At 69.1% G+C, this 21,439-nt stretch carries 13 protein-coding genes; 7 read left to right on the plus strand and 6 right to left on the minus strand.

All coding sequences use genetic code 11. From position 1 onward, the window contains the following. Positions 1 to 374 precede the first annotated feature (374 nt). From KZ820_RS04640 to KZ820_RS04660, 5 genes are all read left to right on the plus strand, one after another. A complete protein-coding gene (locus KZ820_RS04640; RefSeq protein ID WP_219748102.1) occupies positions 375 to 3,065 on the plus strand; it encodes an Rne/Rng family ribonuclease in 2,691 nt (896 codons plus the stop codon). A gap of 321 nt (positions 3,066 to 3,386) precedes the next feature. Then, positions 3,387 to 4,814, plus strand: coding sequence for a M48 family metalloprotease (locus tag KZ820_RS04645; RefSeq protein WP_219747458.1), 1,428 nt, complete (start codon positions 3,387 to 3,389; stop codon positions 4,812 to 4,814). After that, on the plus strand, positions 4,811 to 5,527 hold the full coding sequence (locus KZ820_RS04650; protein ID WP_308462123.1) for a DsbA family protein: 717 nt from the start codon (positions 4,811 to 4,813) through the stop codon (positions 5,525 to 5,527). Before KZ820_RS04645 ends, KZ820_RS04650 begins: the two co-directional genes overlap by 4 nt. A gap of 328 nt (positions 5,528 to 5,855) precedes the next feature. Then, positions 5,856 to 6,785 (plus strand): ABC transporter ATP-binding protein, encoded by a 930-nt coding sequence (locus tag KZ820_RS04655; protein ID WP_219747459.1) that lies wholly within the window; start codon positions 5,856 to 5,858, stop codon positions 6,783 to 6,785. Then, on the plus strand, positions 6,782 to 7,543 hold the full coding sequence (locus KZ820_RS04660; RefSeq protein WP_219747460.1) for an ABC transporter permease: 762 nt from the start codon (positions 6,782 to 6,784) through the stop codon (positions 7,541 to 7,543). The genes KZ820_RS04655 and KZ820_RS04660 overlap by 4 nt, the downstream gene beginning before the upstream one ends. A 167-nt stretch (positions 7,544 to 7,710) precedes the next feature. Here KZ820_RS04660 and KZ820_RS04665 read toward each other — a convergent pair whose 3' ends face one another. The 4 genes from KZ820_RS04665 to KZ820_RS04680 all read right to left on the minus strand — a co-directional run bounded on the left by KZ820_RS04665 (position 7,711) and on the right by KZ820_RS04680 (position 12,789). After that, on the minus strand, positions 7,711 to 8,433 hold the full coding sequence (locus KZ820_RS04665; protein ID WP_219747461.1) for a CPBP family intramembrane glutamic endopeptidase: 723 nt from the start codon (positions 8,431 to 8,433) through the stop codon (positions 7,711 to 7,713). A 4-nt stretch (positions 8,434 to 8,437) separates the two neighbouring features. Continuing rightward, positions 8,438 to 9,403: a class II fructose-bisphosphatase gene (gene glpX / locus KZ820_RS04670; protein WP_219747462.1), complete on the minus strand. Its 966-nt coding sequence runs from the start codon at positions 9,401 to 9,403 to the stop codon at positions 8,438 to 8,440. Between the two features lie 293 nt (positions 9,404 to 9,696). Then, the gene (gene secA / locus KZ820_RS04675; RefSeq protein WP_219747463.1) at positions 9,697 to 12,432 is read right to left on the minus strand and encodes a preprotein translocase subunit SecA; all 2,736 of its coding nucleotides are present in this window, start codon (positions 12,430 to 12,432) and stop codon (positions 9,697 to 9,699) included. 90 nt (positions 12,433 to 12,522) lie between these two features. Then, positions 12,523 to 12,789 carry a hypothetical protein gene (locus KZ820_RS04680; protein ID WP_258047730.1) on the minus strand — a complete coding sequence of 89 codons (267 nt, stop codon included), beginning with the start codon at positions 12,787 to 12,789 and terminating at the stop codon, positions 12,523 to 12,525. 156 nt (positions 12,790 to 12,945) lie between these two features. On the opposite strand from KZ820_RS04680, the gene argJ reads away from it, so the two are divergent. Next, the gene (argJ, locus tag KZ820_RS04685) at positions 12,946 to 14,172 is read left to right on the plus strand and encodes a bifunctional glutamate N-acetyltransferase/amino-acid acetyltransferase ArgJ (protein ID WP_219747464.1); all 1,227 of its coding nucleotides are present in this window, start codon (positions 12,946 to 12,948) and stop codon (positions 14,170 to 14,172) included. Between the two features lie 249 nt (positions 14,173 to 14,421). Here argJ and galA read toward each other — a convergent pair whose 3' ends face one another. Together galA and KZ820_RS04695 are read right to left on the minus strand one after the other, a co-directional pair. Then, a complete protein-coding gene (galA, locus tag KZ820_RS04690) occupies positions 14,422 to 17,307 on the minus strand; it encodes a beta-galactosidase GalA (RefSeq protein WP_219747465.1) in 2,886 nt (961 codons plus the stop codon). After that, positions 17,307 to 18,044 carry a GntR family transcriptional regulator gene (locus KZ820_RS04695; protein ID WP_219747466.1) on the minus strand — a complete coding sequence of 246 codons (738 nt, stop codon included), beginning with the start codon at positions 18,042 to 18,044 and terminating at the stop codon, positions 17,307 to 17,309. Before KZ820_RS04695 ends, galA begins: the two co-directional genes overlap by 1 nt. A 342-nt stretch (positions 18,045 to 18,386) precedes the next feature. Here KZ820_RS04695 and KZ820_RS04700 point away from each other — a divergent pair, with 342 nt between their 5' ends. Beyond that, complete coding sequence (locus tag KZ820_RS04700) at positions 18,387 to 21,194, plus strand: TonB-dependent receptor (protein ID WP_258047731.1); 2,808 nt, start codon at positions 18,387 to 18,389, stop codon at positions 21,192 to 21,194. The last annotated feature ends 245 nt before the right edge of the window (positions 21,195 to 21,439 follow it).

Raw genomic sequence — 21,439 nt, forward strand, 5'->3', positions numbered from 1 at the left:
TAGCAACGTGAATCGTGCCGGTTGATGCGGCGGTTCGGCGATGCTACCGAGATCATGACCGGAATGTTGCGCGATCCACGCGCGACGCAGCTCCGGCGCCACTGCCCGCCCGGCGCGACGCCGGCCCCGGGTCATCAGGTTGACGCTCGCAATGCCGCACCCCGCCCGACCGCTGCCCCGCCCGGCCTCTGCCGGCGGTCGCGCGGTCGCGGGTCGCCCCGCCAGCATTTCGCGCGGGGCGGCGCGGCACGCGACAGCAGCACCCATCACCATCCGCGCGGCCGGCCCTCACGGGCGGCCGGCAGCGCCCTATCGTCGCGCCGCCGCCCTGCACGGGCGAGACGGCGCGTGGAGACCGTTCAATGACCATGCGTATGCTGATCGACGCACGCCACCGGGAGGAAACCCGGGTCGCCGTCGTCAAGGGTAACCGGATCGAAGAGTTCGATTTCGAGAGCGAAGAGCGCAAGCAGCTCAAGGGTAACATATATCTCGCCAAGGTGACGCGCGTCGAGCCGTCGCTCCAGGCGGCGTTCGTCGACTATGGCGGCAATCGCCACGGCTTCCTGGCGTTCAGCGAGATCCACCCCGATTACTATCAGATCCCCAAGGAGGATCGCGACGCGCTGCTGCGCGAGGAGGCCGAGCACGCCGCCGAGGAGGCCGCGCTGCGCGCCGAGCAGGACGCGTTCGAGGACGCCGAGTTCGACGGCGACGAGGACGAGCTCGACGCCGACGAGCACGACCATGACGAGGCGGACGAGGACGACGCGGCGGAGGAGACCGGGGAGGACGACACCGGCACCGAGCCGCGCCAGCCGCGCCGCCGCCGCGGTCGCGCGGGCGGCAACGACGACCAGGTCGAGGCGCTGCGCCAGCGCCGCATGTCGCTGCGCCGCCGCTACAAGATCCAGGACGTCATCCGCCGCCGCCAGGTGCTGCTGGTGCAGGTCGTCAAGGAGGAGCGCGGCAACAAGGGCGCCGCGCTGACCAGCTATCTCAGCCTCGCCGGCCGTTACTGCGTGCTGATGCCCAACACGTCGCACGGCGGCGGGATCAGCCGCAAGATCTCCAACGCGGGCGATCGCAAGCGGCTCAAGTCGATCATGGCCGAGCTGGCGCTGCCGTCCTCGATGGGCTGCATCGTCCGCACCGCCGGTCTCCAGCGCAGCAAGACCGAGATCAAGCGCGACTTCGACTATCTCGCGCGACTGTGGGACGAGATCCGCGAGAAGACGCTGTCGAGCAGCGCCCCCGCGCTGATCTACGGCGACAGCGACCTGATGAAGCGCGCGATCCGCGACATCTACAACAAGGACATCGACGAGGTCATCGTCGAGGGCAGCGACGGCTATCGGCAGGCCAAGGAGTTCATGCGGCTGCTGATGCCGAGCCATGCCAAGAAGGTGAAGCATTACAGCGATCCGGTGCCGCTGTTCCAGCGCGCGGGCGTGGAGGAGCAACTCGCCGCCATGTACCACCCGGTGGTGCAGCTGAAGTCGGGCGGCTATCTCGTCATCAACCCGACCGAGGCTTTGGTGTCGATCGACATCAACTCCGGCCGCTCGACGCGCGAGCACAATATCGAGCAGACCGCGACCGCGACCAACCTGGAGGCGGCGCATGAGATCGCGCGCCAGCTGCGACTCCGCGACATGGCGGGCCTGGTCGTCATCGACTTCATCGACATGGACAACGGCTCCAATGTCCGGAAGGTCGAGAAGGCGATGAAGGAGGCGCTCAAGAACGATCGCGCGCGCATCCAGGTCGGCCGCATCTCCAGCTTCGGCCTGATGGAGATGAGCCGCCAGCGGCTGCGCACCGGCGTGCTCGAGGCGTCCACCCGCCCCTGCCCGCATTGCGAGGGCACCGGCTTCGTCCGCACCGCCTCTTCCTCGGGCATCTCGGCGCTGCGCCTGATCGAGGACGAGGCGGCGCGCGGGCGCGGCTCGCTGCTGACGCTGCGCTGCAGTCAGGAAGCGGCCTTCTATGTGCTCAACCGCAAGCGCGCCGACATCGCGGAGATCGAGGATCGCTACGGCGTCCAGGTCGAGATCATCCCCGACGAGGAGCAGGAAGGCGCGCGCATGTCGGTCGAGGCCAACGGCCCGCCGCCCGCGCACGCGCCCAAGTTCGACCGCCCGATCGTCGAGGTCGAGGACGATCTGATCGAGGACGAGGTCGAGGAGGAGTTCGAGGAGGAGGAGGTCGAGGAGACCGCCGACACGCCGCGCGCGCGCGCCGACCAGGGCGACGACGAGGGTGGACGCGGCAACCGCCGCCGCCGCCGCCGCCGCGGCCGCCGCGGTCGCACCCGCCCCGAGGGCGAGAGCGACAGTGACGTCGAGGCCGGTGAGGCGGACGGTGAGGACGAGGAGGAACTCGTCGACGCCGCTGACTTGGGCGAGGACGAGGGCGCCGTCGAGGCCGACGCCGAGGCGCCGGCCGAGGCGGGTGAGCGCGAGGGCGGTCGCCGTCGTCGCCGCGGCCGTCGCAACCGTCGCCGCGATGGCGACCGGGTCGAGGAGGCCGCCGCGCCGGCCGAGGCGTCGGTCGAGCCGGCCGAGGAGCCCGAAGCCGAGGCGGAGCCCGAGGCGATCGCCGCACCCGAGCCCGAGCCCGCGCCGGTCCCCAAGACTCGCCGTCGCCCGCGCGCGCGCGCCGCGACCGCGGCGGTGACCGAGCCCGAGGTCGAGGCCGAGGAGCCCGAGGCGGCGACGCCGGCCCCCGCGCCGGCCGCGGAAGAGGCGCCCGCCAAGCCCAAGCGCACGCGCCGCAAGAAGGCGGTCGAGCCGATCGTTGAGGCAGCCGACGCCGGCCCGGTCAACGACGGCCTGCCCGCCCCCGAGCGGGACGAGCCCGAGGCGGTCGAGCCCGAGGTGCCGGCCAAGCCGAAGCGCACGCGCCGCAAGAAGGCCGATGTCGCGCCGGTCGCCGAGGCGCCCGCTGCGGCGGAGCCGGAGGCGGAGGCGACGGCAGAGCCCGACGCCGAGGTGGAAGCCGCGCCCGCCGAGGGCGAGGCGACGCCGCGTCGCGGCTGGTGGCAGCGTACCTTCGGCGCCTGACGTCATGCGCCGGGCTTCAGCCGCGGTTCAGTAGAACCGCGCCAGGACGCCCGGCGCATGCCCTCATCGATGTCACCCGCCGCGCCGACGCTCCCGGACGATCGTGAGGAGAGCGGCGCCGTGATCTGCTCCAGCGCTGCCCGCCGTGTTCCTTCGAACGCAGGCACCCAGGGCCAGGGGCGACACGGGTCGCCCAACGGTGCTCACGTTTCGGCACGTTGGTGCCATGCCAAGGCTCTCCTATTCTCCGTCATCCCGGCCTTGAGCCGGGATCCATCCCTCTCCGAAGCGCCACGGAGCGAAGCGTACGCGACGCGATGGATGCCGGGTCAAGCTCGGCATGACGAAGGAGGCGGGCGCCGCTCCAGCTCCACCCACCCGCGCTCCTCTCCCGCCCCCCGCTGGCACCGCCTCATCGCCGCCGCGGCGACCGCGATCCTTCTCCTCGCCCAGCCAGCGCACGCCCAGTCGATCCTGCGCGACGCCGAGACCGAGGCGCTGCTGCGCGACATGTCGGCGCCGCTCGTCACCGCCGCTGGGCTTCGCCCGCGCGACGTGCAGATCGCGCTGATCAACGACGATTCGATCAATGCCTTCGTCGTCGGCGGCCAGACCGTCTACGTCCACTCGGGACTGATCCAGGCCGCCGACACCGCCAATCAGGTACAGGGCGTGATCGCGCACGAGCTCGGCCATATCGCCGACGGCCATGTCATCACCAGCAGCGAGGGCCAGCGCCCCGCGATGGGCATCTACCTGCTCTCGATGGTGCTCGGGCTCGCCGCGATGGCGGCCGGCGGCGGCGAGGCGGGCGCGGGCATCCTCTCCGCCGGGCAGCAGGCGGCGATGGGCAAGTATCTCGCCTTCAGCCGCGTGCAGGAGGCCACCGCGGACGCCTCGGCGGTGCGCTACCTCAACACCGCCGGGATCACCGGGCGCGGCATGCTGGAGTTCTTCAAGAAGCTTCAGCAGCAGGAATTTCGCTACGGCACCAAGAACATCGATCCGTTCATGCAGTCGCACCCTTTGTCGGGCACGCGCATCCAGACGATGACCGCCGACCTGCAGAATTCACCGGCGTGGAGGAAACCACTCGATCCGGCGATGGAGGAACGGTTCAAGCGCATCCGTGCCAAGCTCGACGGCTATCTGCTGCCGCCCGCACAGGCGCTCCAGAAATATCCCGACAGCGACCAGACGGTCTACGCGCATTATGCGCGCGCCTATGCCTATCACCGCGCCGGCTACCCCGACAAAGCCGACGCCGAGGCCGAGGCGCTCGTCGCCAAGGAACCCAACGACCCGTATTTTCAGGAGATCATGGGGCAGATCCTGCTCGAGGCGGGCAAGCCCAAGCAGGCGATCGAGCCGCTGCGCCGCGCCACCGAGGGCTCGCGCTCGGACCCGCTGATCGCCACCACCTACGGCCACGCGCTGATCGCGACCGAGGACCCGAAGAACTACGACGAGGCCAAGCGCATCCTCAAGACCGCGGTCGGGCGCGACGACGAGAATCCGTTCGCCTGGTTCCAGCTCGGCACCGTCTATGAGCTCACCGGCGACGAGCCGCGCGCCGCGCTCGCCAGCGCCGAGCGCGCCAGCATGATGGGCGACGACCGCACCGCGGCCGACCGCGCGCGCTATGCCATGGCGGGGCTGCCCAAGAACACGCCCGACTGGATCCGCGCGCAGGACATCGCCATGACGTCGCAGGACGGGCTCGACAAGAACAGGAAGAAGCGACGGTGAACAGGCTGTGGCTGCTCGGCATGGTGGTGCTGGGCGCACTCTTCGGCGCGGGCGGCATGTGGCTCGCCGGGCGGGTCGCCCCCACCCCGCTCGCCGACGGTGACCGCGTCCGCATCGAGCGCGTGGTGCGCGACTATGTCCTCGCCAACCCCGAGATCATCCCCCAGGCGATCGAGCGCTTGCAGGCCAAGGACGCCTCGCGCGCGATCGCCGCGTCGCGCGGCGCGATCGAGGAGCCCTATGCCGGCGCCTGGATCGGCAATCCCAAGGGCGACGTCACGCTGGTCGAATATTACGACTACAATTGCGGTTTCTGCCGCGCCAGCCTGGCGACGATCGAGCAGCTCGTCGCCGAGGACAAGAACCTGCGCGTGGTGTTCAAGGAGCTGCCCGTGCTCGCCGACAGCAGCCGGCTGGCGGCACGCGCCGCGCTCGCGGCGGCGGCGCAGGGGCGGTTCAAGCCGTTCCACGACGCGCTCTACGCCGCCGGGCCGGTGAGCGCGGCGACCATCGCCACCGCGGCGAAGGCGACCGGGGTGGACCTTGCCAAGCTGCCCGCCGACGCCGACGCGACGATCCGCGCCAACCTGGAGCTGGCGCAGAAGCTCGGCATCACCGGCACGCCGAGCTGGGTGGTGGGCGATGAGCTGCTGTCGGGCGCGCTGCCGATCGAGCGGCTGAAGGAGGCGATCGCCAAGGCGCGAGTGTCGTAGGCTCGCTTGAGGCGCTGCCACGACTGATCAAGTCATCCTCATCGAGGCGTCCACCCGCCCCACCCCTTACCGTCATCCCCGCGGAGGCGGGGATCCAGACGCGCGGCTTCGTCGATGGAGGGGACACGTCAGCGTGTATGGATCCCCGCCTTCGCGGGGATGACGGCTGTAGGGGCACGCTGCACCGACGTCGGGCCTCGCGCGATGATAGGTTCAACCGACACGGCCGCGCGCACCGCGCCGCCGTCACACATCCCGAAACACCGTGTTTCCGCGCTTGCCGCCCCCAGCCACGCTCCCTAACTGACGCGAGAAGCAGGGAGACGACATGCCGGAACCGATCCTGACCGTCGCCGGCGTGTCGAAGACCTACAAGGACGGTCCCACCGCGCTCAAGACCGTCGACCTCAGCGTCAACCGCGGCGAGATCGTCGCGCTGCTCGGCCCGAACGGCGCCGGCAAGACCACGCTGATCAGCATTATCTGCGGCATCGTCACGCCCTCGTCCGGCAGCGTCACCGTCGCCGGCCACGACGTGGTGCGCGACTATAAAGCGGCGCGTCGTGCGATCGGGCTGGTGCCGCAGGAGCTCGCCACCGACCAGTTCGAGAGCGTGCTCGCCACCGTCACCTTCTCGCGCCGCCTGTTCGGTCGCTCGGGTCATTCCGACTATATCGAGCAGGTGCTGCGCGACCTGTCGCTGTGGGAGAAGCGCCACGCCAAGATCAAGGACTTGTCGGGCGGGATGAAGCGCCGCGTGCTGATCGCCAAGGCGTTGGCGCACGAGCCTGAGATCCTGTTCCTCGACGAGCCCACCGCCGGCGTCGACGTGGCACTGCGGCGCGACATGTGGAAGCTGGTCCACCGCCTGCGCGAGCAGGGCGCGACGATCATCCTCACCACCCACTACATCGAGGAGGCCGAGGAGATGGCCGATCGCGTCGGCGTGATCTCGCGCGGCGAGCTGCTGCTGGTCGAGGAGAAGGACGCGCTGATGGCCAAACTCGGCAAGCGCCAGATGGACCTCACCCTGGTCGAGCCGCTCGCCGCCGTGCCCGCGGCGCTCGCGCGCTGGTCGCCGACGCTTGAGCATGACGGGCGCACGCTGCGCTACGTCTTCGACGCCAAGGCGGAGAGCACCGGCATCCCCGAGCTGCTCGCCGCGGTGGCGGAGCAGCATATCGCCTTCAAGGACCTGGAGACGCGCAAGTCGAGCCTCGAGGACATCTTCGTCGACCTGGTGGGGCAGCGCGCATGAACCTGCATGGCATCTGGGCGATCTATCGTTTCGAAATGGCGCGCTTCGGGCGCACGATCTGGACCAGCCTCGCCACACCGGTGATCACCACCACCTTGTACTTCATCGTCTTCGGCTCGGCGATCGGGTCGCAGATGAAGAACATCGGCGACGTGCCCTACGGGGCCTTCATCGTCCCCGGTCTGATGCTGCTGACGATCTTTTCGGAGAGCGTCTTCAACGCCAGCCTGGGCATCTATATGCCCAAGTTCACCGGCACGATCTACGAGCTGCTCTCCGCGCCGCTGTCGGCGGTGGAGACGGTGATCGGCTATGTCGGCGCCGCGGCGACCAAGTCGATGGTGATCGGCCTCGTCATCTTCGCCACCGCGCATTTGTTCGTCGACCTGCACGTCGCGCACCCGCTGCTGATGCTCTTCTACCTGCTGCTGGTGGCGGCGAGCTTCTCTCTGTTCGGCTTCTGCCTCGGCATCTGGGCCAATGGTTTCGAGCAGCTCCAGATCATCCCGCTGCTGGTGATCACGCCGCTGACCTTCCTCGGCGGCGCCTTCTACTCGCTGTCGGTGCTGCCCGAGCCGTGGCGGACGGTCAGCCTGTTCAACCCGATCGCCTATCTGATCAACGGCTTCCGCTGGACCTTCTTCGGCATCAGCGACGTCGACGTGCTCGCCTGCGTGGCGGTGACGGCGGGCTTCGGCGCGCTCTGCCTGGCGGCAGTGGTGACGATCTTCCACACCGGCTGGCGGCTGAAGAGCTGAGCGGGGGCGGTTCGATTGGCTTGCTCTCCGAAAGGCGCTTCTAGACGAGGCTTCGACAGGCTCAGCCTCTCCTCAGCGCGAACGGTAACAGCAACGTGGCAGCCTACATCCCGTTCGGGCTGAGGAGTCACTGAGCTTGTCGAAGTGCCGTCTCGAAGCCCACTCCCTCACCGCACCCGCCCCGACAGCACCGGCCGCACCACCAGCGCGTTGAGATCGATCGCGACGTGGAGCAGCACCGCCGCCAGGAGCGAGCCGCTCAGCAGATAGGCGAGCGCCAGCACCGCCCCGACCAGCGCGGTCGCGATCATGCCCGCTGCTCCCTGATAGCGATGCGCCGCCCCGAACAGGACGCAGGCCAGCGCGAAGGCGGCGACGCCCGGCACGCCGCAGCGTACCAGCAGCAGCGGCAGCAACAGCCGGAAGAACAGCTCCTCGGTCACGCCCGCGGTGACCGACAGCAGCGCGCCCCAGCCGAGCTCGCCGCGCGTGGTCGGCAGCACCGACTCGACGTCGCCCAGCGTCATCGATCGCCCGCGCCAGCGTTCGACCAGGCCGGCGATCACGCCGCCGATCGCCACGCCGCCGAGCGTCGACCAGGCGAGCAGGTCGAGCGGCATCGTCCCGCCCACGAGATCGATCGCGGCGTCACGGGCCGGCGCGAACTCGGCCGGCAACTCCGCCAGCGTGTCGAGCCGCTCTAGCGCGGCGAGCGCGACCAACGTCACCAGCGCGAAGTGGAGCGTCGGACGCAGCGCCCGCAGCAGGAAGCGGCGCCGCCGCGCGTCTCCGCCGGGGCGGTAGAGCCAGCGGTAATGGCGCGTGCCGCCGCGCAGGAACAGCGCGAGGCTCGCCAGCGCCACCGCCAGCCAGATCGCCGCGCCCGCCATCGCGTCAGCGCTCGATACGATGCTCGCCCTTGACCCAGCGCACCGTGCCCGAGGAAGCGCGCATCACCACGCTCTCGGTCGTCATCTTGTCGCGGCGGCGCTTGACGCCCTCGAGAAGCGAGCCGTCGGTCACGCCGGTCGCGGCGAAGATGCAGTCGCCTTTCGCCAGCTCCTTGAGATCATATTGCCGATCGAGGTCCTCGATCCCCCATTTGCGCGCGCGCGCGCGCTCGTCGTCGTTGCGGAACAGCAGCCGGCCCTTGAACTGGCCGCCGACGCAGCGCAGCGCGGCGCAGGCGAGCACGCCCTCGGGCGCGCCGCCCGATCCCATATAGACGTCGATCGTCGTGTCCGGGTCGCTGGTGGCGATCACCCCCGCGACGTCGCCGTCGCCGATCAGCACCACGCCGCAGCCGAGCGCGCGCAGCTCGGCGATCAGCGCCTCGTGCCGCGGGCGGTCGAGCACGCAGGCGACGATATCCTGCGGCCGCACGCCCTTGGCGGCGGCGATCGCCTCGATGTTCTGGCTTGGCGTGCGGTCGAGGTCGATTACGCCGGCGGGCAGGCCGGGGCCGACCGCGAGCTTGTCCATGTAGACGTCGGGCGCGTTGAGCAGCCCGCCCGCCTCGGCGATGGCGAGCACCGCGAGGCTGTTCGGCCCTGACTTGGCGCAGATGGTGGTACCCTCGAGTGGGTCGAGCGCGATGTCGATCGCCGGCCCCTGGCCGGTGCCGACCTTCTCGCCGATGTAGAGCATCGGCGCCTCGTCTCGCTCGCCCTCGCCGATCACGACGGTGCCGTCCATGTCGAGCTCGTTGAGCGCGGCGCGCATCGCCTCCACCGCGGCGGCGTCGGCGGCCTTCTCGTCGCCGCGGCCGGTCAGCGTCGAGGCGGCGATCGCCGCCGCCTCGGTGACCCGCACCATCTCGAGCACGAGGATACGGTCGAGTACCTTGCTGGCCTGGGGCATGAGTCACCTTCGCTGCGGCGTGAGGGCACCGTCGATAAGGTGCGGGCGTGACGCTGTCGAGGCGAATGTTTTACATGTTCAACAGGCGACCGGGCCGCCGGGATAGAGGCTGGGTGACCGTCGCAGAACCTCACGTCATCCCGGGCATGATCCGGGACCCATGGTGCCGCGAGGCCGCCGGCGTTCTTCTCGCCGAAACATGGACCCCGGCTCAAGGCGGGGATGACGATGTTCACGTGTGTCGAACCTGCCGACACGCTCGCGAGCCCCGCCGCGGCGGGAGCCCGATCACCTCACGCAGCGCCGTGGCAGTGCTTGTACTTGCGCCCTGAGCCGCATGGGCACGGCGCGTTACGGCTGACCTGCCCTTCCCAGCTCGACGGGTCATCGCCCAGATCGGCGGCGGTCGGCTGCGGGATCTGGAGCGGCGGCAGCTGCGTCGTCACCAGCCCGAGCGTGCCGGCATCGATGTCGTTCGAATTGTCCTCTCCGGTGAACGGGTCGAAGTGGGTGGTGATGAAGTCGGGCAACTCGGGCAGCGGCGGCGGCTCCTGCATGCGGAACTGCGCATGCGCGATCGTCTTCGTCACGTCCTCGCGGATCGCGTCGAGCATGCGCTGGAAGAGGTTGAACGCCTCCTGCTTATACTCGTTGATCGGCGTCTTCTGCGCATAGGCGCGCAGGTGCACCACCTGGCGCAGCGCGTCGAGCGTGGCGAGGTGCTCCTTCCAGTGATGGTCGAGGTTCTGCAACAGGATCGACTTCTCGACCTGGGTCCAGGTCTCCGGCTCGAGATCGGCCGACTTGCTCGCTACCGCGGCGTCCGCCTCGGCCTGGACACGCTCGGTGACGATCTCGGGGTCGATCGCGTCCTCCTTGAGCCACTCGTCGATCGGCGGCTCGAGGTTGAGGATATCGGCGAGCCGCGCCTTCATCCCCTCGATGTCCCACTGCTCGGGATAGGAGTTTGGCGGGCAGGCCTCGCCGACGATCGCGTTGACCGTCTCGGCGCGCATGTCGCTCACCACCTCGCCGACGGTCTCGGCGTCCATGATGTCGGCGCGCTGCTCGTAGATCACCTTGCGCTGATCGTTCATCACGTCGTCATACTCGACGACCTGCTTGCGGATGTCGTAGTTGCGCGCCTCGACCTTCTTCTGCGCGGTCTCGATCGCCTTCGTCAGCCACTTGCTGCCGATCGCCTCGCCGTCGGCAATGTTGCTGCGCATCATCTTGGCGAACAACGTGTCCGGCCCGAAGATGCGGAGCAGGTCGTCGTCGAGCGACAGGTAGAAGCGGCTCAGACCGGGGTCGCCCTGACGCCCCGAGCGGCCGCGCAGCTGGTTGTCGATACGGCGACTCTCGTGCCGCTCGGTGGCGAGCACGAACAGGCCGCCGGCCTCGAGTACCTTCTGCTTCTCGGCCCCGATCTCGGCGCGGATCTGCTCGATCGCCGCCTCGCGCTCGGGGCCCTCGGGCATGCCCGCCAGCTCGTCCTCGACGCGCATCTCGAGGTTGCCGCCCAGCTGGATGTCGGTGCCACGGCCCGCCATGTTGGTGGCGATCGTCACCGCGCCGAGCCGCCCCGCCTGCGCCACGATATGGGCCTCGCGCTCATGGTAACGTGCATTGAGGACCGAGTGATCGACTCCTTCCTGCCGCAGGAACTCGCTCAGCAACTCGGACTTCTCGATCGAGACGGTGCCGACCAGCACCGGTTGGCCGATCTCCGAATGCTCGCGGATCTTCTTGGCGATCGCGCGGAACTTGTCCTGCGTGTCCTTGTAGAACTCGTCTTCCTCGTCGACGCGGTGCACCGGCTTGTTGGTCGGGATGGTGACCACGTTCATCTTGTAGATGTCGTAGAACTCGGCCGCCTCGGTCGCGGCGGTGCCGGTCATCCCCGCCAGCTTGGGGTACATGCGGAAGTAATTCTGGAAGGTGATCGAGGCCATGGTCTGGTTCTCGGGCTCGATCTGCACGCCCTCCTTGGCCTCGACCGCCTGGTGCAGACCGTCCGACCAGCGGCGGCCGTCCATCATGCGCCCGGTGAACTCGTCGATGATGACGACCTTGCCGTCCTTGACGATGTAATCGGTGTCGCGCTTGAACATGACATTCGCGCGCAGCGCCTGGTTGAGGTGGTGCACCACCTGGGTGTTCTCGAAGTCGTAGAGGTTGGCGCCCTGGAGCAGCCCGGCGGCCTCGAGCATGCGCTCGGCGCGCTCGGTACCGTCCTCGGTCAGCACGATGGTCTTCTGCTTCTCGTCCTTCTCGTAATCGTCGGGCGAGAGCTGCTTCACGATCGCGTCGACGCTGATGTACAGCTCGGACTTGTCGTCGGTCGGCCCCGAGATGATCAGCGGCGTGCGCGCCTCGTCGATCAGCACCGAGTCGACCTCGTCGACGATCGCCATCGCGAAGGCGCGCTGCACCATCTGCTGGCGCTCGTACTTCATGTTGTCGCGCAGATAGTCGAAGCCGAACTCGTTGTTCGTGCCATAGGTGATGTCCGCGGCATAGGCGGCGCGGCGCTCCTCGTCGGTGAGGTTGGGCACGATCACGCCCGTGGTCAGCCCGAGGAAGCGGTAGACGCGCCCCATCCAGTCGGCGTCGCGGCTGGCGAGATAGTCGTTGACGGTGATGACGTGGACGCCGTCGCCCGGCAGTGCGTTGAGATAGGTGGCGAGCGTGGCGACGAGCGTCTTGCCCTCGCCGGTGCGCATCTCGGCGATCTCGCCGCGGTGGAGCACGATGCCGCCGATCATCTGCACGTCATAGTGGCGCTGGCCGAGCACGCGCTTGGCCGCCTCGCGCACCGTGGCGAAGGCCTCGGGCAGCAGCTGGTCGAGCGTTTCGCCGTTCGCCAGCCGCTCGCGGAAGCGGACGGTCTGCTGCGCGAGCGTGTCGTCGTCCATCGCCTGCAGCGTCGGCTCGAACGACGCGATCTTGGCGAGAATCGGGTTGAGCGACTTGACGTAGCGGTCGTTGGACGAACCGAAGAGGGTCTTGGCAATGCCGCCGAACATGGGCCTGATCCTGTATGGGAGCGCGCCGCGGCGCCGTTGGTCGGCGCGCGCACGCTGGTCTGATAGGGGAGAGCGGGAAGCGGCGCGACGCTAGACGCGCCGACGGCCCGCGAAGATCGGCTCGCGCGCGGCTAGCGCGAGCGCAGCCATGCGCGGTGCTGCGGCGCTCGCGATCAGCCCGGCGAGCGCCTGCCGCGGGCGCACCGCGACGCGCCGCGCCGCGGACACGATCGCGGCAGCACGCGCCTGCTGCGCCACGGCCTGTGGCGGTGCCGCCTGACGCGCGCTCGCTCCCACGCCGGTCAGCGCGGACAGCAGGGCCGAGAGGAGCAGCAACAGGTTCACGTGGCTGGACATAAGACGAGACGATCCGCGCGTCCACCGGCGCATGGCCGCGTCAACCATCAATTTGGCCAGGGTCGCCCCGCGACCGGAGTGCACGGTGAGCCGTTGTCATCGACAGCTCTCACCTGAGCCCTTTGCGTGCTTCCACACCGCGCCTAAGAGGGCGCCATGTCGACGTCCACCTCCCCGCTCGCCACTCCCTTCCCCGATATGGCGAGCGTCGCCGGGGTGACGCTCCGGGTTGCGCGCGCACACTATAAGACGTGGGACCGCACCGACCTCACGCTCGCCGAGCTCGCGCCGGGCACCACCGTCGCTGGCGTGCTCACCCGCTCCAAATGCCCCTCGCCCGAGGTGGAATGGTGCCGTGCCGCGCTGGTGCTCGGGCAGGCGCGCGCGCTGGTGGTCAACGCCGGCAACTCGAACGCCTTCACCGGGCACCGCGGGCGCGCCGCGGTGGAGGCGATCGCGGCGCAGGCGGCGGCACAGCTCGGCTGCCAGCCGTCGGACGTGTTCGTCGCCTCCACCGGCGTGATCGGTGTGCCGCTGCCGATCGACAAGGCGCAGGCCGGCGTCGCTGCCGCCTTCGCCGCGCCGGAGGCGGGCTGGCGCGATGCCGCCGAGACGATCGGCACCACCGACACCTACCCCAAGGGCGCGAGCGCGACCGCGGTGGTCGACGGGCGCACCGTGACGATCGCGGCGATCATCAAGGGATCGGGCATGATCGCGCCCGACATGGCGACGATGCTCGGCTTCGTCTTCACCGACGCCGCGGTGGAGGCGCCCTTCCTCCAGGCCGCGCTCGCCGCGGCGAACGCGCGCACCTTCTCGTGCATCACGGTCGACGGCGACACCTCGACAAGCGACACGGTGCTCGCCTTCGCCACCGGGGCGGCGGGTAACACGCCGCTGGCCGACGACGACAGCTCGGGCGCCGACGCCTTCCGCGCCGCGCTCGCCGACGTTTGCCGCCAGCTCGCGCTGCTGGTGGTGCGCGACGGCGAGGGCGCGACCAAACTGATCGAGGTGACGGTCGAGGGTGCGGAAAGCGACACTTCTGCGCACCGGATCGCGCTGTCGATCGCCAACTCGCCGCTGGTGAAGACCGCGATCGCGGGCGAGGACGCCAATTGGGGCCGCGTCGTCATGGCAGTGGGCAAGGCGGGCGAGCCGGCCGAGCGCGACAGACTGTCGATCCTTTTCGGCGCCACTCGGGTGGCGCGCGACGGGCTCGCGGTTGAGGGCTATGACGAGGCGCCGGTCGCGGCGCATCTGAAGGGTCAGGAGGTCCAGATCGGGGTCGATCTCGGGCTCGGCGAGGGTCGCGCCACCGTGTGGACCTGCGACCTGACGCATGGTTACATCTCGATCAACGCGGATTATCGCAGCTGAGGCGGCGCCGCGGCCGCGCCGAGATTGGATCGTAGCGCCCACAAGGCGGCGTTTGAGGTCGCGTCATCGAGATCTCGCGCCGCCACATTCGTCATCCCGGGCTTGCCCCGGGAACCGCCGCACCGCGAACGATCAAGGCGTTGCTTTCGCGGAACCGTGGATCCCGGTCCGACCTCGGGATGACGATGGTGGAAGGCGCCGCGTCGACCGGGCGACGACACCCTGTCGGGAAGCGCTCGGGCAGGCCACTCAATCCGCGCCGAGCGTCACGGTGCCAGCAATCCCCGCGGGCGCCTCGCCCTTCACGAGCAGCAGCACGACCCGCTCGCCGTGCCCTGCCGGCACCCGCGCCTCGATCGCACCCGGCGCCGCGTCGCGCTTGGTCGCGATCGGGCGACCGTCGACGAGCAGCTCGGCGCGACCCGCGACCGACTCGAAGCGGATGATCCCGCCTTCCGCGCCGACCCGGCGCCACGGCCGCACCACCGTGCGCCACGCATGCCAGTCTGCGCCCGCCTCGCCGGGCACCAGCGCGCCGGGGCGGACGAACGCCCAGCTGTTGTTGTCGCCGTCGGGCGGCGCGGCGTCCGCGGCGGGGCGCTCGCGCGAGGCGGGAGAGCGGCGCCACTCGGCGAGCGGCTGGGCGCGGCGCTGCTCGGGCCAGTTGGCCGGCTGCGCGACCGCGCGCCGGTCGATCGTCGCGCGCGCGCTTCGAAGCCCCGGCGCGGTCGCGGTCAGGGTCACCGCACCGCCGCCCGCTGCCGCGCGCACGATCACCTGCGCCAGCCCGTTGAACAGGCTGCGCGAGTCACCCTGCTCGGGTTCGTGACTGTTGGGATCGCCGTTGCCCAGGCCGATGATCTCGGCACCGCCCACGCCGAAGCGCACCGGGAGGTTGGCGGTGGGCACGTGGCGACCGCGCGAGTCGATCGCGTCGACCGTCACCGGCAGCGCGTCCTCGCCATCGCCCAGCATCACGAGCCGCGACGGCGTGAGCCGCAGCGCCACCGGCGCGCCCGCGGTCTCGTGCGCAGCCCGCGCCACCTCGCGCCCGCCGCGCCGCGCCACCGCCTCGATCCGGCCGGGCGCGTACGGCACGTACCACTCGTTGCCCATGATCCGGTTGACGGGCTGCGTGCCGAGCGCGCGGCCGTTGAGCGTCAGTGTCACCTCCTCGGCGTTGCTCATCACCAGCACGCGGACGGATTGGCCCTGCCGTCCCGGCCAGGTCCAGTGCGGCGTGATCGACACCACTGCGGCGTCGTCAACCCAGTGCGCGCGATGCACGTCATAGGCGGTCTTGGGAAAGCCGCAGAGGTCCATGATGCCGAAGAAGCTTGAGATCGTCGGCCAGGCGTAGGGCGTCGGCTCGCCGTGATAATCGAAGCCGGTCCACGTGAAGCCGCCCGCGACGAAGCGCCGCTCCGCGATCGCACGCCAGGTCGCCCGGTGCGTCCCGCCCCAGCTCGCCGCCTCGTCGTCGTAGGAGGAGATGACGTGGCGCGCGCGGTCGCTGGCATAAGCGCCGCGCGTCTCGAACGCGCTGGTGTCCTCCGAGCTGGTCATCGGGCGCGTCGGGAAGAGCCGGTGGAACCGGTCATAGTCGCCCTGATAATAGTTGAACCCGGTGACGTCGACGACGCTCGACACGCTGTCGGGCTCGAAGAAGGCGCCGTTCATCGCCGCGGTCACCGGCCGGCTGTCGTCGAGCGCGCGGACCGCATGCGCCATCCGCCGGACCATCTCGACTCCCGCAGGCGTGCCCTGCATCGGTTCCTCGTTGAACACCGACCAGAGGATCACCGAGGGATGGTTGCGGTCGCGCCGCACCAGCCAGCGTAGCTGCGCCATATAGTCGGGCGCGGGGTTGAACTGCCGGTTCTCGTCCATGACGAGGAAGCCCAGCTCGTCGCACAGGTCGAGGAACTCGCCCGCGGGGGCATTGTGCGAGCAGCGGATCGCGTTGCAGCCGATCGCTTTCAGCCGCTCGAGCCGCCAGCGATGCAGCGCGTCGGGCACGGCGGTCCCGACCCCGGCGTGGTCCTGGTGAAGGCAGACGCCCTTCAGCTTCACCGGCCGGTCGTTCAGGAAGAAGCCTTGGTCGGCGTCGAAGCGCGCGGTGCGGAAGCCGATCCGGGTGCGGCGCTCGTCGGCGATGCCCCCACCGGTGACGCGGGTGACGACGGTGTAGAGCGTCGGCCGCTCGACCGACCATGATAGCGGCGCCCCGGCCGCGAGCGACAGGCGCGCCTCCGTCTCGTCGAGCGCGGTGACGGTCGCCTCGGTACCGCCGCGTGCCACCTCGCGCCCGTCGGGATCGAGCAGCCGCGCCTCGACCCGCACCGAGCGGTCCTCGCGCGCGACGCTGGTGAGCGTCACCGCCACCGGCACGTGCCACGCGCCGTCCGCGCCGCGGCGCGGATCACAATGGACGCCGTCGCTCGCGATCGAGACCGGCGGGCGGCGCACCAGCCAGGCGTGCCGGTAGAGCCCCGCGCCCTCGTACCACCAACCCTCCATCGCCTCGGCGTCGACGCGGATCGCGACGGTGTTGAGCTCGTCGCCGAAGCGCGCGAACGGGGTCAGGTCGACGTAGACGCTGGTGTAGCCCGACCAATGGTGCGCCACGACGCTGCCGTTGACCCAGATCGTCGCGTTGGTGGCGATGCCGTCGAAGTGCAGCTCCCAACGCTGCCCGCGGTCGCCCTCGTCGAGCGCGAAGTGGCGGCGGTACCAGCCGATCCCGCGCGGACGATAGCCCTGCGCGACATTGGCGCTTGCGACGAACGGCTGCGCCGACGCCCAGTCGTGCGGCAGGCGGACGCGCTGCCAGTCGCTGTCGTCATAGTCGATCGCCGCCGCGCCCTGTGCGTTGCCCGCCTTGACGCTCAGATAGGTGGCATTGTGCGTGTCGAGCCGCGGCGGCGCGACGTCGCCCTCGTGGAACAGCCAGCCGCGCTCGAGCCGCACCCGCGTGGTATCGCCGACGAAGGCGGGCGGCGGCAACGCGTCGGTTGGCGCGGGCATCGGCAGCCCGTCGCCGGCAGAACGGCGCGCCGCCGGCGCCGCAGCGAGCGGCGCGCCAGCGACCGTCGCGAACGCGGCGGTACCGCGCAGCAGGTCACGCCGCAGCATCAGAGATCGGACAGTTCGGCCACGAAGTCGTACGCGTCGCCGCGATAGTAAGAGCGGGTGAACTCCACCGCGCGCCCGTCGCGCAGGAAGCCCCGCCGCTCGATCAGCAGCCCGGCATGGCCCGACTCGACACCCAGCATGCGCGCGTGCTCGCCGCCGAACGGCACCGCGCGCAGCCGCTGCAACGCGCGCGCCGGCCGGCTGCCCGCCGTCTGTAGCGCGGTGTAGAGCGAGTCCCCCACCGCCTCGGCCGAGGGCAGGCAATAGCCCGCGATCGTCGACAGTTCGAGCGCCATCGGCTCGTCGTCGGCGCTGCGCAGCCGGTGGAAGCGGTACACCGCCGCGCCGGGCGACAGGCCGAGCGCCATCGATTCCTCCGGGCTCACCGTCCCCGCGGCGCGCAGGATCCACTGGCTCGACGCGGTCTTGCCGCGCGCCGCCATGTCCTCGGTGAAGGAGGACAATTTGGAGAAGCTCTTCTCGACGCGTCCCGCGACGAAGGTGCCCGCGCCACGCCGTCGGGTAAGCAGTCCCTCCTCGACCAGGCCGCCGATCGCCTTGCGCACCGTGATACGCGACACGTCATATTCCACCGCGAGGTCGCGCTCGGCCGGGATGGCGTCGCCCTGCTGGAGCTTGCCGCCGCCGATCCCGTCGCGGATGACCTGTTGTAGCTGGAGGTAGAGTGGCGCCGCATTGCCCCGCCGGAACTTTCCGATCTCCTCGGCGAACCCCATTCTCTTCTCCCCCCTGCCGGCCGATCGTCGCCGGATCACCGCAGCGTACCGGAACCGGTCCACCGCCACAATCACTGCGATCCCATCGATAGAACCACTTAGTGCCGGCCCGATCGCGCCACCCGACACCCGGGCAAGATCGGGAAACCCAACACCCTCCGACACTTAATGGAACGTGCACGGCACGTAACCAAAGTGCAATTTTTTGTCGCTTGATTGGTATACTTTGGTTATACGATGCTGGAATCGCAGAGCGGGATCAACCCGACGTGCGGTCGCGGGGCGAATACGGCTTTTCACATCGGGCGAGCGGTCAGGGCCGGGTCGCCCAAAGGGGAGAATATGACGATGCGTATGCGGCAATTGGTCCTACTCTCGACCGCGCTGACCGGCCTCGCTGGCGCCGCGCAGGCGCAGCAGACCCCGCCCTCGACCACGCCGCCGAGCGAGACCGCCCCCGCGGTCGATCCGTCGGGCGACACCACCGGCGAGGACGTGGTCGTCACCGGCTATGCGCGCAGCCTCCGCCAAGCGATCGAGGTCAAGCGCAGCGCCAACGCGGTGGTGGACGCGATCTCGGCCGAGGACATCGGCAAATTCCCCGATCGCAACGTCGCCGAGTCGCTCGCGCACATCCCCGGCGTGTCGATCGACCGCCGCTTCGGCGAGGGCGAGAAGGTAGCGATCCTCGGCACCGACCCGGCGCTGAACCGCATGCTGCTCGACGGACACGCGCTCGCCTCGGCCGACTGGGGCGGCAACGACAATGACCCGAGCAGCCGCACCTTCAACTATTCGCTGCTCGCACCCGAGCTGGTCGATCGGCTCGAGGTGTACAAGTCGCCCGAAGCGCGGCTCGAGGACGGCAGCCTCGGCGGCACGGTGATCGTGCGCACGCGCCGGCCGCTGGAGCTGGAGGCCAACTCGCTTTTCGGCTCGGGCGGCTACACCTACAATGACCGGTCAGACAAGGGCAGCGTCCGCGGCTCGGGGCTGTACAGCTGGAAGAACAAGGACGAGACCTTCGGCTTCCTGGTCGCCGCCACCTATGACAAGCAGCAGCTGGTCCGCGCCGGCGTCGAGTTCTTCGGCTATGACAACAGCCTTCCCAACGCCGACGGCACGTACAACAGCCCGTTCGTCAATCGCGACAGCGCCACCGGTGCGCTCAGCCTAAAGAACCCGAACGCGACGATCAGCGGCGGCACGGTATCCGACCTGTACAAGGCCGCCTCACCGTTCGGCATCAATTACGCCTATTTCCAGCAGCAGCGCGAGCGCACCAGCGTCTCGGGCACGGTGCAGTACCGCCCGGCGAGCAACCTGACGCTGACCTTGAATGGTCTGCACATCAACGGCAATTACAACAACTACAGCCAGGCGATGTACACCATCCCGGGCGCGTGGAGCGGCGCTGACCTGCAATCGGCGACGGTGTCGAACGGCCTCGTCACCCAGGCCTCGTTCGGCGCGGCGACCAGCCAACGCAACGCGCAGGTCGATACTCTGGTGCGAGCGACCAAGCTGAAGACCGACAACCTCAATTTCTTCGCCGACTGGGAAGGCGATGACGGCGCGAAGGTGACGTTCCTCGGCGGCTGGAGCAAGGCGACCGGCGGGCGCAACCCCGAGTATCTGTTCAACGTGCAGACCAAGCTGCCGTTCAGCTACGCGATCAGCCCCACCACGGCCGAAGTGAACTATACCGGTGACCTGACCAACCCGGCCAATTACTTCACCAACCCGCAGAACAACCCGGTCACGATCGAGGGCGTACCGTACAACGTCAACGGCACGCAGTTGAACGCGGCACAGATCGGCGGCCTCGACTATAGCGTGACCACCGACCGCGACATCTTCGGCGGCTTCGACGCGACCGTCCCGCTCGGCGACGGCTTCTTCAAACAGGTGCTGATCGGCGCGCGCATCACCGACCACGTCAACAAGATCGACGCGCGCGGCATCAACACCTATCTGACGACCTCGAAGCTAGGCTCCGAGCTGGGCGTCACCACGCTGACCACGCCGGACGGCATTTTTGACGGCTCGGGCGGCTCGGGCTCCGCGACCAAATATCTCAACCTGCCACGCGAGGCGGTGATCGACATCCTGGCGAACAGCATCAACACGCCGCTGTTCACCAAGGTCGGCGGCTCGACCCGCGTCGAGGAGCGCACCGCTGCCAGCTACGTCCAGGTCAATTTCGACCAGGGCGGCCTGCGCGGCAATCTCGGCGGGCGACTCGTCTACACGCGCGACGTTTCTTATTACGCGCTGTCGCTGCCGACCTTGGACAACCCCAACCCGATCCCCGTGCCGACCAGCACCTCGACCGACTATCTGAAGTTCCTGCCAGCGCTCAACGTCGCCTATGAGATCAATCCCCAGGTCATTGTGCGCGGCGCGGTGGCCAAGGTGATCTCGCGTCCGCGTTACCAGGACCTCGCGGCGTCGATCACGCAGAACGACGTCACCTTCGACGCGGGCGGCGGCAACCCGAACCTGAAACCCTATGAGTCGACCAACTATGAGGTAACGGCGGAATTCTACCCGCGCGTGGGCGCGCTGCTGTCACTGGAGCTGTATCGCCGCGAGATCGGCAATTACATCCTGTCGACGACGCTCAACAACCAGAGCTTCTACAACTCGCTCGAGGGCCGGGTGATCAACACCTATCGTCTCTCCAGCCCGATCAACGCGGGCAAGGCGAAGGTCAACGGCGTGCTGGTCAACGGCCAGGCGGAGGTCTGGGGTGGCTTCGGCATCCAGGCCAACTATGCCTATCAGGACAGCTCGACGTCGGTGATCCCGGGCGTGGACGGCGAGCTGAACCTGCCTTATCTCTCCAAGCACACCGTCAACGTCATTCCTTACTTCGAGAAGGGGCCGTTTCAGGGGCGCGTCAGCTACAATTATCGCTCGTCCTACTTCCGCGCGATCGGCCGCCTGAACTCGTTCGAGATGGTCGCGCCGTACAATCAGCTCGACGCCTCGGCCTCGTTCGCGCTGACGCCGAACATCTCGCTGACCGTCAACGCGCAGAACCTGCTCGACGAGACCTACCTGCAGTATAGCGGCACGCGCGATCGTCCGTCGGCGTTCTACAAGAACGGCCGTACCTTCGTGGGGAGCGTCACCTTCCGGATGTGATCGCGTACATCTTCCTGTCGCGCCGGCGGAAGCCGCGGGGGCCAATTGCGAAGGCTGGTGTGAGTACCACCAACGTCTCCCAACTGGGCTCCGGCTTCCGCCGGGGTGGCAGTGAGAGGGGCCGGCCCCGCTCCTCATCGAACCTCGCCTGCCCGCATCGGGTCACGCCATCTCCTCGAGCTACAGCCGTTTCTTTTTATGGCCCCAGGCATGGACGCCCGGCGGCGCATCGGTCATGATACCTC

The organism is Sphingomonas citri (genome assembly GCF_019429485.1).
In the GTDB taxonomy this organism is placed as follows: domain Bacteria; phylum Pseudomonadota; class Alphaproteobacteria; order Sphingomonadales; family Sphingomonadaceae; genus Sphingomonas; species Sphingomonas citri.

Excerpts from the sequence above, each read along its gene's own strand:
- KZ820_RS04640 (WP_219748102.1), top strand. The coding sequence starts at position 375 with ATGCTGATCGACGCACGCCACCGGGAGGAAACCCGGGTCGCCGTCGTC.
- KZ820_RS04645 (WP_219747458.1), top strand. The coding sequence starts at position 3,387 with ATGCCGGGTCAAGCTCGGCATGACGAAGGAGGCGGGCGCCGCTCCAGC.
- KZ820_RS04655 (WP_219747459.1), top strand. The coding sequence starts at position 5,856 with ATGCCGGAACCGATCCTGACCGTCGCCGGCGTGTCGAAGACCTACAAG.
- KZ820_RS04660 (WP_219747460.1), top strand. The coding sequence starts at position 6,782 with ATGAACCTGCATGGCATCTGGGCGATCTATCGTTTCGAAATGGCGCGC.
- KZ820_RS04665 (WP_219747461.1), bottom strand. The coding sequence starts at position 8,433 with ATGGCGGGCGCGGCGATCTGGCTGGCGGTGGCGCTGGCGAGCCTCGCG.
- glpX (WP_219747462.1), bottom strand. The coding sequence starts at position 9,403 with ATGCCCCAGGCCAGCAAGGTACTCGACCGTATCCTCGTGCTCGAGATG.
- secA (WP_219747463.1), bottom strand. The coding sequence starts at position 12,432 with ATGTTCGGCGGCATTGCCAAGACCCTCTTCGGTTCGTCCAACGACCGC.
- KZ820_RS04680 (WP_258047730.1), bottom strand. The coding sequence starts at position 12,789 with ATGTCCAGCCACGTGAACCTGTTGCTGCTCCTCTCGGCCCTGCTGTCC.
- argJ (WP_219747464.1), top strand. The coding sequence starts at position 12,946 with ATGTCGACGTCCACCTCCCCGCTCGCCACTCCCTTCCCCGATATGGCG.
- galA (WP_219747465.1), bottom strand. The coding sequence starts at position 17,307 with ATGCTGCGGCGTGACCTGCTGCGCGGTACCGCCGCGTTCGCGACGGTC.
- KZ820_RS04695 (WP_219747466.1), bottom strand. The coding sequence starts at position 18,044 with ATGGGGTTCGCCGAGGAGATCGGAAAGTTCCGGCGGGGCAATGCGGCG.
- KZ820_RS04700 (WP_258047731.1), top strand. The coding sequence starts at position 18,387 with ATGACGATGCGTATGCGGCAATTGGTCCTACTCTCGACCGCGCTGACC.